We start from the raw sequence: 13,425 nt of genomic DNA, 5'->3' as shown, positions 1-13,425 counted from the left end.
CATCTTTTACCGCGGCCCCACCCCGCGGTGCGTTCTGATCAGCGCACGGCGGATTCATCGATCGCCGCCGATACGATCGCGGAATGGCCGATCTCCCCACGCCCGCACCGGCGAACCGATTTTCGCGAACACGGCTGCGCTGGGAGATCGTCCTCGTCCTGTGCGTGACGTTCGGGCAGTCGGCGGTCTACTCCTTGATCACGCTGCTGCGCCGGTTCCTGGCAACCGTGCCGCTGTCCCAGCAGTCGACGCAACTCAACCCGCAGCGCGACACCGTCCCGGTGTGGGACGTCATCTACAACGTCCTGGACGTGTTCTTCGATCTGGCCCTGGTGGCCCTCGTGGTCTATCTGCTCTGGGAACCCGGCCGCAACGCGCTGCGCGCCATCGGCCTGGACTTCCGCCGGATCGGTTCGGACACCGTGCGCGGTGTCGTCCTGGTGCTCGCGATCGGCATCCCCGGTATCGGCCTGTACCTGGTCGGTCGCTCGCTCGGGTTCACGGTGGCGGTGCAGACCTCCGCCACCGACCTGACGTGGTGGACCGTGCCGACCCTGCTGCTGTCCGCCCTCCGCTCCGGTCTCATGGAGGAGATCGTGATGATCGGATGGCTGTTCGACCGCTTCCGCCGCATCGGCGTGGGCCCCTGGGCGACGATCGTCACCAGCGCCGTGGTCCGGGGGCTCTATCACTCGTACCAGGGCGTCGGTCCGATCATCGGCAACTTCGTGATGGGCCTGGTGTTCGGGTGGGCCTACCGCCGGTGGGGCCGCGTGATGCCGCTGGTCATCGCACACACCCTCATCGACGCCGTCGCCTTCCGCCCCCGCCTGACCCCCGCCTGACTCCCGCGAGACACCCAAGCACGTCCGAGACACCCGGCGTTGCGCGGTGTTCCGGACGCGCTTGGGTGTTTCGCGGTTCCTCCCCGGGCGGACTCCCGTCCCCCGATCGAGATACGGGCCGAATTCGCGGCCATGGGGAGCTCAGGGTGTCACCATGACGGACCCATTGATCCCCCTCTTCCGCACGCGCGACGAGAGCCATCACACACGCCTGCGTAGCGATCGATCCCTCGCGCGCATTCGACACGGCGTGTATTCGCCGACCGCCGACTGGGATGCGCTCCCACCATGGGAGCGATATCGGCACCGTGTGCTGGCCTTCGCCGCCGTCTCGCCGCAGGCTGTGTTCAGTCACGAGTCGGCCGCCGTCCTTCACGGCTTGCCGATCTTCGGAGAACCACGGGATGTGCACGTCTTCGACTCGGGCCGGTCCAAGACCAAACGTGCCGGCGACGTCCTGATCCACACGAGCGAGGACGAACGCGAGGTGGGACGAGTCGGGAGCTCCCTCGTCACCGGCCTCGCGGACACCGCCGTCGATCTGGGACGCGTCATCGCGCCGGCGGCGGCTTTGGCCGTATGGGACGCGGCGCTGACCGTGCGCTGCGACAGGGCCGATCTCGCCGAGATCTGGCACCACCAGTCGAATTCGCGCGGCACCCGCACGCTGTCCTGGCTCACCGCCACCGCTGATGGCCGCGCGGAGTCACCCCTGGAATCAGTGAGCCGTGCGGTCATCGCGTGGCTTGGCTTTCCGGCACCGGCGATCCAGGTGTCGTTCACGGCCGAGGGTGCATCGGACCGCCTGGACTTCTTCTGGGCGCACGAACGAATCGCCGGCGAGGCGGATGGCAACGGCAAGTACTTCCTCAAGGGCACGGATCGAGCGCGCGAGGTCCTGACCGCGGAGAAGATCCGAGAGGACAGGCTGCGGCGCCACATGTCCGGGTTCGTTCGCTGGGGATTCGCGGACGTCCTGGAACCGGACCGACTCCGAGACAAGCTGCGTGCGGCCGGTCTCCGTGAGGTTCAACCACCGGACGGCACGCTGCTGGCGACATGTCGCTTCCTCGCCCGGGGCCGCCGGTTCGTCTCATGACGCCGAAACACCCAGGCACGTCCGAAACCCGGCGCGTTGCGGGGTTTCTCGGACGTGCCTGGGTGTTTCGCGGATCAGGACAGGTCAGGACAGGTCAGGCGAAGGCCTCGATCGGGGGGCAGGCGCAGACCAGGTTGCGGTCGCCGTAGGCCTGGTCGATGCGACTCACCGGGGGCCAGTACTTCGTACGAATCAGGGCTCGGACCGGGTACACCGCAAGCTCGCGGGAGTACGGGTGGGTCCACTCCGCGGCGACGATCGACTCCGCCGTGTGCGGCGCGTTCACGAGCGGGTTGTCGTCGGCGGGCCAGACACCGGCGGCGACCTGGTCGGCCTCCGCCTTGATCTGGATCATGGCCTCGATGAACCGCTCCACCTCGCCGAGGTCCTCGGACTCGGTCGGCTCCACCATCAGCGTGCCGGCCACCGGGAACGACATCGTCGGAGCGTGGAAGCCGTAGTCGATCAGGCGCTTGGCCACGTCGTCCACCGTCACGCCGGTGGCCTCCTTGAGCGGACGCAGGTCCAGGATGCACTCGTGCGCGACGAAGCCGCCTTCGCCGGTGTAGAGCACCGGGAAGTGATCCGTCAGCCGTGCGGCGATGTAGTTCGCGGACAGGACGGCGGCGGCCGTCGCCTCCGCGAGGCCGTTCGCGCCCATCATCCGGACGTACGCCCACGAGATGGCCAGGACTCCGGCCGAGCCGTACGGCGCCGCCGAGACCGGACCGCCGTCGAAGACGTGACCACCGGCGTGCTCGGCCTGCTGCGCCATCGGGTGGCCGGGCAGGAACGGCGCGAGGTGCGCCTTCGCGCCGACCGGACCGATGCCCGGTCCGCCACCGCCGTGCGGGATGGCGAACGTCTTGTGCAGATTCAGGTGCGAGACGTCGCCGCCGAGGTCCCCGAAGCGGCTGACGCCGACGAGCGCGTTGAAGTTCGCACCGTCGATGTAGACCTGTCCCCCGGCCTCGTGCACGGCCGCGGTGATCTCCTGAACGGTGGCCTCGTAAACGCCGAACGTGGACGGGTACGTGATCATCAGGGCGCCGAGCTGGTCGGCGTGCGTGGCGATCTTGACGCGCAGGTCGTCGAGGTCGACGTTGCCGAGGTCGTCCGTGGCGACGACGACGACCTTCATCCCGGCCAGGACCGCGGACGCGGCGTTCGTGCCGTGCGCGGAGGACGGGATGAGGCAGATCGTGCGCTGGTCGTCGCCGCGGGACAGGTGGTAGCCGCGGATTGCGAGCAGGCCCGCGAGCTCGCCCTGCGAACCGGCGTTCGGTTGCAGCGAGACCGCGTCATAGCCGGTGACCTCGGTGAGCCACGACTCGAGCTGATCGATCAGCGTGAGGTAGCCGGTGACGTCCTCGACGGGGGCGAACGGGTGGATGCCCGCGAACTCCGGCCAGGTGATCGCCGCCATCTCGGTGGCCGCGTTGAGCTTCATCGTGCAGGACCCGAGCGGGATCATGCCGCGATCGAGCGCGTAGTCCCGGTCGGCGAGCTGCTTGAGGTAGCGCATCATGGCGGTCTCGCTGTGGTGGGCGTGGAACACCGGGTGCGTCAGGTAGTCGTCCTGGCGAGCCAGCGGCGCGAGGCGGTCGGGCAACCCTCCCGTGGCGAGGAAGGACAGGCCCTCGGTCGCCCCGAAGATGCCGGCGAGCCGGGCGGCATCGGCCAGCGTGGTGGCCTCGTCGAACGCCACGCCGATCAGGTCGGCGTCGACTTCACGCAGGAGGAAGCCGGCGTCGTGGGCCGCAGCGACGATCTCCGACGCGCGACCGGGGACCCGGACGAGGACGGTGTCGAAGTACGACTCGTGAACGATCTCCGCACCGGCGCCGGACACCCACTTCGCGAAGCTGCCGGCGGTACCGGCGACGTTCGAGGCGATCGCCTTCAGCCCGTCCGGGCCGTGGTACACGGCGTACATCGACGCCATGACGGCCAGCAGCACCTGCGCGGTGCAGATGTTGGAGGTGGCCTTCTCGCGGCGGATGTGCTGCTCACGCGTCTGCAGAGAGAGGCGGTAGGCGGGCTTGCCCTCCGCGTCGACGGAGACGCCGACGAGCCGTCCGGGCAGCTGGCGCTCGAGGCCGGAGTGCACGGCCATGTAGCCCGCGTGCGGACCACCGAATCCGAGCGGAACACCGAAGCGCTGCGTCGTGCCGACGGCGACGTCCGCGCCCATCGAGCCCGGGGAACGGACGAGGGTGAGAGCGAGCAGATCGGCGGCGACGACGGACAGGCCGCCCGCGGTGTGGGTGGCGTCGATGACGGCGGTGGGATCCCACACGCGTCCGGACGCACCGGGGTACTGCACGACGGACCCGAAGAAGGCCTCGGGCAGCTGCTCCCCCGCCGCGAAGTCGACCTCGACGAGCTCGACACCCACGGCGGCGGCACGCGTGGCGAGCACGGCCTTGGTCTGCGGCAGCGCATCCGCATCGACGGCGAAGACGTTCGTCTTGGCCTTGGACGCGCGGCGCGCCAGCAGCATGGCCTCGGCGACGGCGGTGCTCTCGTCGAGCATCGATGCGTTGGCGGTGTCGAGGCCCGTGAGGTCGGTGACCATCGTCTGGAAGTTGATCAGCGCTTCCAGTCGGCCCTGCGAGATCTCCGGCTGGTACGGCGTGTACGCGGTGTACCAGGACGGGTTCTCCAGAACGTTGCGCTGGATCACCGACGGCGTGAGGGTGCCGTAGTACCCGAGTCCGATCAGCGGCGTCGTGACGCGGTTCTGCGCGGCGAGCGCGCGCAGCTCGGCGAGGGCCTCGGCCTCGGACGCGGCCGGCGGCAGCACGGACGGGCCGTCCTGCTCGGCGCGGATCGCGGCGGGCAGCGCGGCCTCGATCAGCGCACCGAGGCGGTCATCGCCCGCGGCGATGCCGAGCGCGTCGAGCATCTGCTGCTGCGCGGCGGCGTCCGTTCCGATGTGGCGCGAGGAGAAGGGGCGGGTCATGCCTCGCCGCCGACGAGGGCCTGGTAGGCGGCGTGGTCCATCACGTCGGCCGGCAGATCGCCGGTGAAGCGGACCTTGATCAGCCAGCCCGCACCGAACGGGTCGGAGTTGACCAGCGCCGGCTCGTTCACGACGGCCTCGTTGGACTCGACGATCTCGCCGTCCAGGGGCGCGTAGAGCTCGCCCACGGACTTCGTGGACTCGATCTCGCCGACGACCGCAGCCGCCGCCACGTCGCTGCCGGCCTCGGGCAGCTCGACGAAGACGACGTCACCGAGCTGCTCGGCGGCGTAGGAGGTGATGCCGATCGTCGCGATGTCGCCGTCCACGGCGATCCACTCGTGCTCGGACGTGTACTTGAGGGCGTTGAGATCGGTCATGAGTTCCTCCGGTAGAAAGGCAGTGCGGTCACGGTCGCAGGGATGCGGGTGCCCCGCACGTCCAGCTCGAGGGCGGTGCCGACGGCGGATGCCGACGGGGAGACGAGGGCCATCGCGATGGGGTGGCCGAGCGTCGGGCTGAGGGCGCCGGAAGTGATGACCCCGACCTTCTCCTCACCGGCGTAGACGTCGTAGTCGGCCCGTCCCGCACGGCGGCCCTCGGCGACGAGGCCGACGAGGACCGGCGCGTCCGTGAGGTCGCGAGCGGACAGTCCGTCCTTGCCGACGAACAGCTCCTTGTCGGCGACGACAACGCGACCGAGCCCCACCTGCGCCGGCGCGGTCTCGAGCGAGAGCTCGTGACCGTACAGCGGCATCCCCGCTTCCAGGCGGAGGGTGTCGCGGGCGGCGAGTCCGGCCGGCGTCAGGTTGAAGGGCTCCCCCGCGGCGAGCGCGGCGTCCCACAGCTGCGCGGCGAGTTCGTTCGCCACGAGCAGCTCGAAACCGTCCTCACCGGTGTACCCGGTACGTGCGATCAGGACCGGCGAGCCGAGGAACTCCGCCGAGCTCCACGCGTAGTAGCCCAGCTCGTCCAGCGCGACGCCGGTGACCTCGAGGCCGGTGATCGTGGTGACGATCTCCTCCGCCCGCGGCCCCTGGACGGCGATGAGCGAGAACTTGTCGGTGATGTCGGTGACCGACGCGATCTGCGGCCCGGGGGCGGTGGACAGCGGGACCGCGACCGGTCCGGTCTCGGCCAGGTGCTCGGCGTACTGCCCGGCGCGCTCGCGCAGGGCGGCGGCGACGACGTCGTGGTTGCCGGCGTTCGCGATGATGAGGAAGCGGTCGTCACCGAGGCGATACACGATGAGGTCGTCGATGATGCCGCCGCGCTCGTCCAGCAGGAGCGAGTACTTCGCTTTGCCGACCTTCATCGTGGACAGGCGTCCGGCGAGCGCGTAGTCCAGGAACGGTGCCGCCGGTCCGCCGGAGACGACGAACTCGGCCATGTGCGAGATGTCGAACAGCCCGGCGCCGGTGCGGACCGCCTGATGCTCGGCGAGGTCGGATGTATAGCGGACGGGCATCATCCAGCCGCCGAAATCGGTGAACGATGCGCCGAGCGCCTCGTGGCGTTCGCGGAGCGGGGTGTAGCGGGGTTCCGTCATGATTCTCCCGGCGGAAGGGCGAGTCAGACGCCGGACGGCGACTGAGACTCCCCCTCTGTCATCGGCCTGAGAGTTTCACGCCCGGAGGCGCTTTCACCGTCGGCGGATCCTCGCGGGATCGCTTTTCAGAGTGACCGGGTCATCGCGGTGTTGGACCTGAGAGATTGGCGGGGAGGCTTGCTCCTTCGGTGTCCGGATGGACTCTCCCGCGGCGACCATGGGTCGTGTTCGATTGTCCCGCCAGCATAGCGGGTGGGAACGACCCGGTCAGGCCGTTGTGGGTTCGTCCTCCCAGACCAGCGGAACCCGGGTACCGGTGGACCACTCGCTGCGCAGGATCGCGTAGGCGATGGACGCGAGCGGTTCGCCGCCCGGCACCGGCCAGCCGCGCCGGTAGTGCGCCTCCTTGGTCCACCCCGCGGCACGGAATGTGCGACGCATGGCGACGTTGTCCTCGCGCGTCTGCCCCTCGAAGCGGTCGACGGCGGAGTAGGACGGCGGAGTAGTCGGTGATGGTGACGCGTTCGCGGGCGGTCGCGAGACCCGGGCGGCGGCCGACGTGGAACGGAGCGGTCATCTCGGTCAGCAGGACGGCGAGGGCCGCGCGCTCGGCGGGGTCGGTGTGGTCGACGTCGCGCAGCTCGATCACCGTCCCAGCCTGTCATGAGCGCGGCCTACGATCGAGATGTGCTCCCCCTCGTGACCGTGATCGTTCCCGGACGCGACGTCGGCGACCTCGTCGGCGCGGCCCTGGCGTCGCTGCAGGCGCAGACCGACCCGCGCTGGCGCGCGATCCTCATCGATGACGGGTCCGTGGACGACACAGGTGCGGTCATGGAGCGCTTCGCCGCGTCGGATGATCGCAGCACGGTGATCCGACACGACGCCTCGGTCGGCCTCGGCATGGCCCGTAACGTCGGGCTCGATCTGGTCACCACGCCGTACGTGGCGTTCCTGGACGCTGATGATGAGATGCGTCCGAACGCCCTCGGGATCGCGTTGCGGACGTTGGAGCGCACCGGCAGTGAGGTCGTCGTCGGCGCGTACACGCGGCTGCGCTACGTGGACGGTGATTGGGTGCGCGGGGCGGTTCAGCCGTGGGTCGCGGCGTCGACCTCGCCCGCGCGCGACGGCGTCACCGTGGCCGAGCACCCGGATGTGGTGGGCAACATCGTGGCGTGGTCGAAGGTGTCACGGATCGGTCTGTGGCAGCGCGAGAACCTGCGTTTCCCCGCAGACGTCCTCTATGAGGATCAGGTCGTGGCGGCGCGGATGTACACGGCGGCGCGGGGCATCGACGTCGTTCCGGACGTGTTCGTGGATTGGCGCATCCGCCGTGAGGCCGCATCGATCACGCAGCGCGAGTCGGACCCGACGGTGCTCGGCGATTGCGTCCGGCAGATGGCGGCGGGGCTGGACGTGCTTCGGTCCCGTGCTCCGGCGGGCGCCGCCCGGCGGACGACGCAGATCCTCCGGATGGACCTGCCCCGGTTGGCTGAGGTGGTCTCGCCCGATGCGCGCACGAGCCTGGCCCGGTTCGCGGCGACGCTCGAACCGACGCCGGCGGACCTCGCCGCCCGCACGCAGTCCGTGGCGGCCGACGCCGGCCCCTCGGCGACCGTCGGCGAGGTCTACGACCGCGTGCTCGGCTGGCTCTGAGGCGCGCCCGGGTCAACGACCGGACGGGTCACATGGCGTCGTCCGGCTCTCCGCCGAAAGCCGGGAGGCGGCGGCGCAGGTGCCCCACCAGTTCGTCCGGGTCCTCCTCGAACGGAGCCCGGTCCGGAGCACGTTCCACGGTGCGGGTGACCTGGACGTCCTCGTGCAGGATGCGGGACGCTTCGAGCTGCTGCGCCGCCAGTTCCGTGTAGAGCCCGCCGAGCGCGATCAGCTCGTCGTGCGTGCCGGACTCGACGATCCGGCCGGCCTTGACGACGTGGATCATGTCCGCGCCGATCACGGTGGACAGGCGGTGGGCGATCGAGAGGGTGGTGCGGCCGCGGGACGCCTCGTCGAGGGCCTCCTGCACGACGCGCTCGGAGACGGTGTCGAGGGCGCTCGTGGCCTCGTCGAGGAGGATCACGGGCGGATCCTTCAGCAGGACGCGCGCGATGGCGATGCGCTGCTTCTCGCCGCCGGAGAGGCGGTAGCCGCGCTCGCCGACGATCGTGTCGTAGCCCTGCTCGAAGCTCTCGATGACGTGGTGGATGTTCGCCGCTTTGCAGGCCGCGACGATCTCGTCTTCGGTGGCGTCCGGCTTGGCGTAGCTGAGGTTCTCGCGGATCGTGGCGTGGAAGAGGTAGGTCTCCTGCGACACGATGCCGATGTTGTCGATGATGGACTCAGCCGTGAGGCGTTTGACGTCCTCCCCCGCGAACATCACAGACCCGGACTCCGCTTCGTAGATCCGGGGCGCAAGGTAGAGCACGGTGGTCTTACCTGCACCGGACGGACCGACGAACGCGACGTTCTGACCGGGCTCGGCGACGAAGGAAACTCCATCCAGGGTGGGTCGGGCATCCGCCGCGGCGTCCGGGTATCGGAAGGTGACGTCGCGGAACTCGATGCGGCCGAGAGGCCCCGGGGCGTCGGCCACCGTGATGGCGTCGGGGGCGTCGGTGATCGCCGGCTTGAGGTCCAGGTACTCGAAGATGCGGGCGAACACGGCGCCGGAGGTCTGCACGTCCAGAGCGACGCGCATGAGGCCCATCAGGGGCTGCAGCAGGCGGGCCTGCACGGTGGTGAACGCGACGATCGTGCCGGCGGTGATCTCCGCGCCGCCGGTGATGAGGTATCCGGAGACGAGGTAGATGACGGCCGGCACCGAGGCCATGATCACCGAGACGATCGCGAAGAAGCCTTGGCCGCTCATCGCCTGCTGCACTTGGAGCCGGATCTGGTTGTCGTTCTCCTTGCGGTAGCGGCCGGACTCAGCGCGCTGACGGTTGAAGGACTTCGACAGCAGGATGCCCGACACGCTCAGGGTCTCCTGCGTGATTGCGGACAGCTCGCTCAGCGACTCCTGCGTCTTGCCGGCGATGCGCGCGCGGACCTGGCCGACGCGGCGCTGGACGAACGCCAGGATCGGCATCAGGACGACCGCGAGCAGTGTCAGGCGCCAGTCGATGAGCACCATGGCGACCACGGACGCGATGACGGTGACGGTGTTGCCGAGGATCGAGGTGACGGTGTTGGTCAACACGCTCGAGACCGCGCCGACGTCGTTCTGCAGGCGGGACTGGATGACGCCGGTCTTCGTCCGGGTGAAGAAGCCGAGTTCCATCGCCTGGAGGTGCTCGAACAGCCGCACACGGAGGTCGCCGGTGACCTTGTTGCCGACCGTTGACGTGTACCAGGTCTGGGCGACGCCGATCACGGCGCTCAGGAGGAACAGCGCGATCATGGTCAGCACGAGGATGAGCAGCAGACGGAGGTTGGGCGAGCCGCCGCTGGGGAAGAGAGCATCGTCGAACACGCGCTGGACGAGCAATGCCGGGATGACGCCGAGGGCCGCGCCGATGAGGACGAGGGCCATCGTGATGACGATCTTGCCGCGGTAGGGACGGAACAGGGTGAGCACTCGCTGACCGAGGTTGGCGATCTTCGGGGCGGTCGCGTTGGCCTTGCGTTGCGCTTCCGCATCCACGCCGCGGAATCCGCCGCCGCGTCCGCCTCCCATACCCATGCCCATGCTCATCTCGCCAGCCTAGGACCGCGGTGGGGCATCAGCGCGTTGCAGCCGGGCACGGCGGGTTCGGTGGCGGGGGTGCGCTTGTCGCGTTCCAGCGTTGTCGCGTTCTTACGGCTTAAGACGGCACGGGTTGTCGGGGTGGTTCGGTTCACGCGTCGGCGCGCTGATGTCGGGGTGGTCGGGTCGGGTGCGCTGGGGGTGCGGTTGGTGCGTTCCGTTCGGCGCTGCGGGTTTCGGCGGGGTTGGGTTTTCGGCTTCAGACCGTCCGGCGCGGATCGGGTCGCGTCGCCGGGTCGCGTTCGCGGGGTGGTTGCCATCGCGTCGGTCTCGTTTTCGTTGCTCGTCACGTGAGCGCCGGCGGGCCGAAGCGTCGCGGGGTGAGTGGCGGGTGCCGCCGTGCGGTGCGGGTCGCGTTCCGGCGTGGTCGGGTCTTTCGGCTGGGGACGGTGGACGTCTGCTCGGCTTTGGTTGCCGGCGCGCGTTCGTGAAGGGGTTGCCATTGCGCCGGTCATGTTCTCGACGTGGTTCCCTGTCCCGATCCTCATGCGAGCGTCAGCGGGTCGAAGTGTGGCGGGCGCGGTGGGCGCCGTGCGGGCGGAGTTCTCCCCGGACATCACGCACCCCGCTTCGGCCGGCCCGCGGCCCGCGGGCCCGTAGGTTGCCAGGATTGTGTGGGGTCGATCCAGTCCGGTGGACGGACTTCGGGGACGCCGTCGTTCATCCGGATGTCCCAGCCCATGCGGTCGATGAATCTGTGGTGGTGCCAGCAGATCAGCACCCCGTTATCGACATCCGTCTCACCGCCCCTGGACCATTCCTTCACGTGGTGGATCTCACACCACCGGGCCGGGGTGTGGCATCCCGGGACCACGCACGACCGGTCGCGGTGGCTGATCGCACGCCGTTGGTCGGTGCTGAACACCCGCTTGTCGATGGTGAGCTTCACGATCCGTCCGTTGGGGGCGGTGGTGAGGTGCTGGATGGTGCCACCGCATCCGACGTGCTTCGCCGCGGCGAACGGGACCGGCACATCGGTGCCGGTCGCATCGGCCCCAGGGATCGTGGCCCAGCCTTCACCGGCACGGACAGTGTCTTCGGTCGCGTGGATCACCAGCACCGGTGCCCCGCCGCCGTTCGTCGGCATGTCCGGTGCGTTCGGAACGGCGGCGAGGATGGTGCCGAGGGCGTCGTGGTTGCGTTGCGCCATGCTCCGCACATCCGCGTTCTCGTCGGACTCGTCCGACGGTCGGAACTTCACGCCCGCGGGTTGGCCGTGGGGGTTGTTGATCGAATCCAACAGGACCGACAGTGCACCGGCCACATCCGGGACGAGTTGACCGGTGATCGGGACGAGCCCGTTGCGCTTGACGCCGAGCCGGAGCGCCCGGCCCCGGAATGCCTTCTCTTCTTCATCCTCGGCACCCGTGATGTTCAGGTCGGTGGCCAAACGGAGGGAAGCATCCCGGAGCGTGTCGCACATCACCGGAGCACCGGTCGTCGTCGTCATCGCGGCGAGAACCTCGTCGACCTCCGCGAGATCAGTCGCGTTGACGCGGTCCTTGATCTCCCGCAAGGGCCGGGTCGCGGCCTCCAGCCCGTCCGCGCCGATCGCCCCTGTGGTGAGCGCCTCACGGAGCGCGGGGAACTCGGCCGGCTTCTCCTCACCCGAGGACAACACCCGGGCGGGCTTGATCGTCGCGGCCAGGCGACTCCATCGCTTGACGGTGGTGGGGGCGGCACCGGTGGTGCGCTGCAGGACTTCGTTCGCACTGCGGCAGTCGGAGGAAACGTCGAAGCGCTCCGCCGTAGCGGAGCGCTTCTCGATGACACCGGTCAGCTCAATCGCGGCGGCTTCGGCTTGCCGGAGCATGTCTCCGACGCTGATCGCGAACCCGAGAACGTCCTCCCGAGACGCCTCACCGAGGGTGCCGGAGGTGAGGATGGAGCGGAGGTCGGCGACGGCGTGAGCCATCGTTTCCCGGGTCCGTTCCATCGTCGTGTTCATAACCCATATTTTACGCCGGGGCACCGACATTCGACGTTGAATATCCCAGGCTGTGGATAGATTTCAGCCTGTGGAGATGAGGTTTCTCTCACCCCCATCCCGCCACGCTCGCCACCGCGTTTCGTCTCGCTGACGGCCGCTCAACGGGGCGCCCCACGCGGGGTCGAGAACGCGAGTCGGCCTGCGAAACGCCACCATCCACGAGCCCGTCCCCAGCGAAAGAACCGGACCACACGAGAACGTAAGCCGCCGTACGAAACGCCACCATCCACGAGCCCGTCTCAGGCGAAAGAACCGGACCGAACAAGAACGCAACCCGGCCTTCGAAACCAAACAATCCACGAGCCCGTCCCCAGCGAACGAACCTGACCCGACGAGAGCGGGAGCCCCTCTTCCCCGCCGCGAAGGCACGTGATGGGATGACTGCATGAGCGACAAGCAGCACAACGAGTTCGAAGCCGAGCGGGCGCTGGAGCACGCGGAGGACAACCTCGAAGCACCGGAGGAGACCCTCCTCGGCGGCATCCTTCCGGAGCCCGTGCCGACGGACCCGATCGGTGGCCCGACCGAGGACTGATCAGCCGAGACTCGTCACCAGGTTGACGACCGTGGCGATGATCACGGTCGCGAACAGGTAGGCCAGCAAGGTCTGTCCGATCACGATCTTGCGCAACTCCTTCGTGCACACGTTGGTGTCCGCGACCTGGTACGTCATTCCCAACCCCACGGAGAAGTAGGCGAAGTCGGTGTACTGCGGCTCCTCCTTCGTGTTGAAGTCGATGCCGCCGATCGGTTTGGCGTAGTAGACCTTCGCGTACCGCATCATGTAGTCGGTGTGGATGAGCAGCCAGGACGCGACCACGCTCAGCACCGCGATCGCAGCGAGAGCATCGGTCGTCGATCCGGCCGAACCTCGGCTCTGTCCCACGACGAGCACGACCCCGACGAGGCTGACCAGACTGCCGATCGTCGCCACCGCACGTGCCAGGCTCCGGCCGGGATCCTCCCGTTGTGCATGGGTGCGCGTCTGCTCGGGATCCATCGGCCAGGCCACGAGCAGCATCCACACCGCGTACACCAGCGCCGCCACGCCCCACCCGGCGACCACCGCCGCGGCGACGCCGAACAAGGGCACGAGCAGGACGGCGCAGATGGCGCCGACGACCGCCCCGACAGCGAGACGAACGAGGGGTTGATGGTGCCACGGAGACATGGCGGAATCGTGCCACGTTCCCGGTCCGGACGCGAGAGGTCCATCTGCCGACACCGGT

The 13,425-nt window shown here is 68.9% G+C and carries 11 protein-coding genes and 2 riboswitches; of the genes, 4 read left to right on the top strand and 7 right to left on the bottom strand.

All coding sequences use genetic code 11. From position 1 onward, the window contains the following. Positions 1-83: 83 nt before the first annotated feature. Together BN1193_RS06475 and BN1193_RS06470 are read left to right on the top strand one after the other, a co-directional pair. Positions 84-845 carry a CPBP family intramembrane glutamic endopeptidase gene (locus BN1193_RS06475; protein ID WP_040164970.1) on the top strand — a complete coding sequence of 254 codons (762 nt, stop codon included), beginning with the start codon at positions 84-86 and terminating at the stop codon, positions 843-845. 154 nt (positions 846-999) lie between these two features. Beyond that, positions 1,000-1,944 (top strand): hypothetical protein, encoded by a 945-nt coding sequence (locus tag BN1193_RS06470; protein ID WP_141396635.1) that lies wholly within the window; start codon positions 1,000-1,002, stop codon positions 1,942-1,944. A 94-nt stretch (positions 1,945-2,038) separates the two neighbouring features. Here BN1193_RS06470 and gcvP read toward each other — a convergent pair whose 3' ends face one another. From gcvP to BN1193_RS06450, 4 genes are all read right to left on the bottom strand, one after another. Further along, a complete protein-coding gene (gene gcvP / locus BN1193_RS06465) occupies positions 2,039-4,909 on the bottom strand; it encodes an aminomethyl-transferring glycine dehydrogenase (RefSeq protein ID WP_040164969.1) in 2,871 nt (956 codons plus the stop codon). Continuing rightward, positions 4,906-5,289, bottom strand: coding sequence for a glycine cleavage system protein GcvH (gene gcvH, locus BN1193_RS06460; RefSeq protein ID WP_040164967.1), 384 nt, complete (start codon positions 5,287-5,289; stop codon positions 4,906-4,908). Before gcvH ends, gcvP begins: the two co-directional genes overlap by 4 nt. Further along, complete coding sequence (gcvT, locus tag BN1193_RS06455) at positions 5,286-6,458, bottom strand: glycine cleavage system aminomethyltransferase GcvT (RefSeq protein WP_040164965.1); 1,173 nt, start codon at positions 6,456-6,458, stop codon at positions 5,286-5,288. The genes gcvH and gcvT overlap by 4 nt, the downstream gene beginning before the upstream one ends. A 48-nt stretch (positions 6,459-6,506) precedes the next feature. Beyond that, positions 6,507-6,592: riboswitch (glycine riboswitch) on the bottom strand. Between the two features lies 1 nt (position 6,593). Further along, positions 6,594-6,677: riboswitch (glycine riboswitch) on the bottom strand. Positions 6,678-6,725: 48 nt separating this feature from the next. Then, on the bottom strand, positions 6,726-6,899 hold the full coding sequence (locus tag BN1193_RS06450; protein ID WP_230206435.1) for a hypothetical protein: 174 nt from the start codon (positions 6,897-6,899) through the stop codon (positions 6,726-6,728). Positions 6,900-7,145: 246 nt separating this feature from the next. Here BN1193_RS06450 and BN1193_RS06445 point away from each other — a divergent pair, with 246 nt between their 5' ends. Continuing rightward, complete coding sequence (locus tag BN1193_RS06445; RefSeq protein WP_195907821.1) at positions 7,146-8,117, top strand: glycosyltransferase family 2 protein; 972 nt, start codon at positions 7,146-7,148, stop codon at positions 8,115-8,117. A gap of 28 nt (positions 8,118-8,145) precedes the next feature. Here BN1193_RS06445 and BN1193_RS06440 read toward each other — a convergent pair whose 3' ends face one another. Further along, on the bottom strand, positions 8,146-10,149 hold the full coding sequence (locus BN1193_RS06440; RefSeq protein ID WP_094770319.1) for an ABC transporter ATP-binding protein: 2,004 nt from the start codon (positions 10,147-10,149) through the stop codon (positions 8,146-8,148). 613 nt (positions 10,150-10,762) lie between these two features. Then, a complete protein-coding gene (locus BN1193_RS06435) occupies positions 10,763-12,154 on the bottom strand; it encodes an HNH endonuclease signature motif containing protein (protein ID WP_040164963.1) in 1,392 nt (463 codons plus the stop codon). Between the two features lie 427 nt (positions 12,155-12,581). Here BN1193_RS06435 and BN1193_RS18015 point away from each other — a divergent pair, with 427 nt between their 5' ends. Next, positions 12,582-12,731 (top strand): hypothetical protein, encoded by a 150-nt coding sequence (locus BN1193_RS18015; protein ID WP_154670781.1) that lies wholly within the window; start codon positions 12,582-12,584, stop codon positions 12,729-12,731. Here the strand turns inward: BN1193_RS18015 and BN1193_RS06430 are convergent, their stop codons facing one another. Further along, entirely contained in the window at positions 12,732-13,367 is a 636-nt protein-coding gene (locus tag BN1193_RS06430; RefSeq protein ID WP_040164961.1) for a DUF1345 domain-containing protein, read from the bottom strand. Between the last annotated feature and the right edge of the window lie 58 nt (positions 13,368-13,425).

Source organism: Microbacterium gorillae, assembly GCF_000826185.2.
GTDB classification, from domain to species: Bacteria; Actinomycetota; Actinomycetes; order Actinomycetales; family Microbacteriaceae; genus Microbacterium; species Microbacterium gorillae.
This window is presented reverse-complemented; position numbering and strand designations above follow the sequence as displayed.

What these genes read in the sequence shown, in the direction of transcription:
- BN1193_RS06475 (WP_040164970.1), top strand. Translation starts at nt 84, where the DNA reads ATGGCCGATCTCCCCACGCCCGCACCGGCGAACCGATTTTCGCGAACA.
- BN1193_RS06470 (WP_141396635.1), top strand. Translation starts at nt 1,000, where the DNA reads ATGACGGACCCATTGATCCCCCTCTTCCGCACGCGCGACGAGAGCCAT.
- gcvP (WP_040164969.1), bottom strand. Translation starts at nt 4,909, where the DNA reads ATGACCCGCCCCTTCTCCTCGCGCCACATCGGAACGGACGCCGCCGCG.
- gcvH (WP_040164967.1), bottom strand. Translation starts at nt 5,289, where the DNA reads ATGACCGATCTCAACGCCCTCAAGTACACGTCCGAGCACGAGTGGATC.
- gcvT (WP_040164965.1), bottom strand. Translation starts at nt 6,458, where the DNA reads ATGACGGAACCCCGCTACACCCCGCTCCGCGAACGCCACGAGGCGCTC.
- BN1193_RS06450 (WP_230206435.1), bottom strand. Translation starts at nt 6,899, where the DNA reads ATGCGTCGCACATTCCGTGCCGCGGGGTGGACCAAGGAGGCGCACTAC.
- BN1193_RS06440 (WP_094770319.1), bottom strand. Translation starts at nt 10,149, where the DNA reads ATGGGCATGGGTATGGGAGGCGGACGCGGCGGCGGATTCCGCGGCGTG.
- BN1193_RS06435 (WP_040164963.1), bottom strand. Translation starts at nt 12,154, where the DNA reads ATGAACACGACGATGGAACGGACCCGGGAAACGATGGCTCACGCCGTC.
- BN1193_RS18015 (WP_154670781.1), top strand. Translation starts at nt 12,582, where the DNA reads ATGAGCGACAAGCAGCACAACGAGTTCGAAGCCGAGCGGGCGCTGGAG.
- BN1193_RS06430 (WP_040164961.1), bottom strand. Translation starts at nt 13,367, where the DNA reads ATGTCTCCGTGGCACCATCAACCCCTCGTTCGTCTCGCTGTCGGGGCG.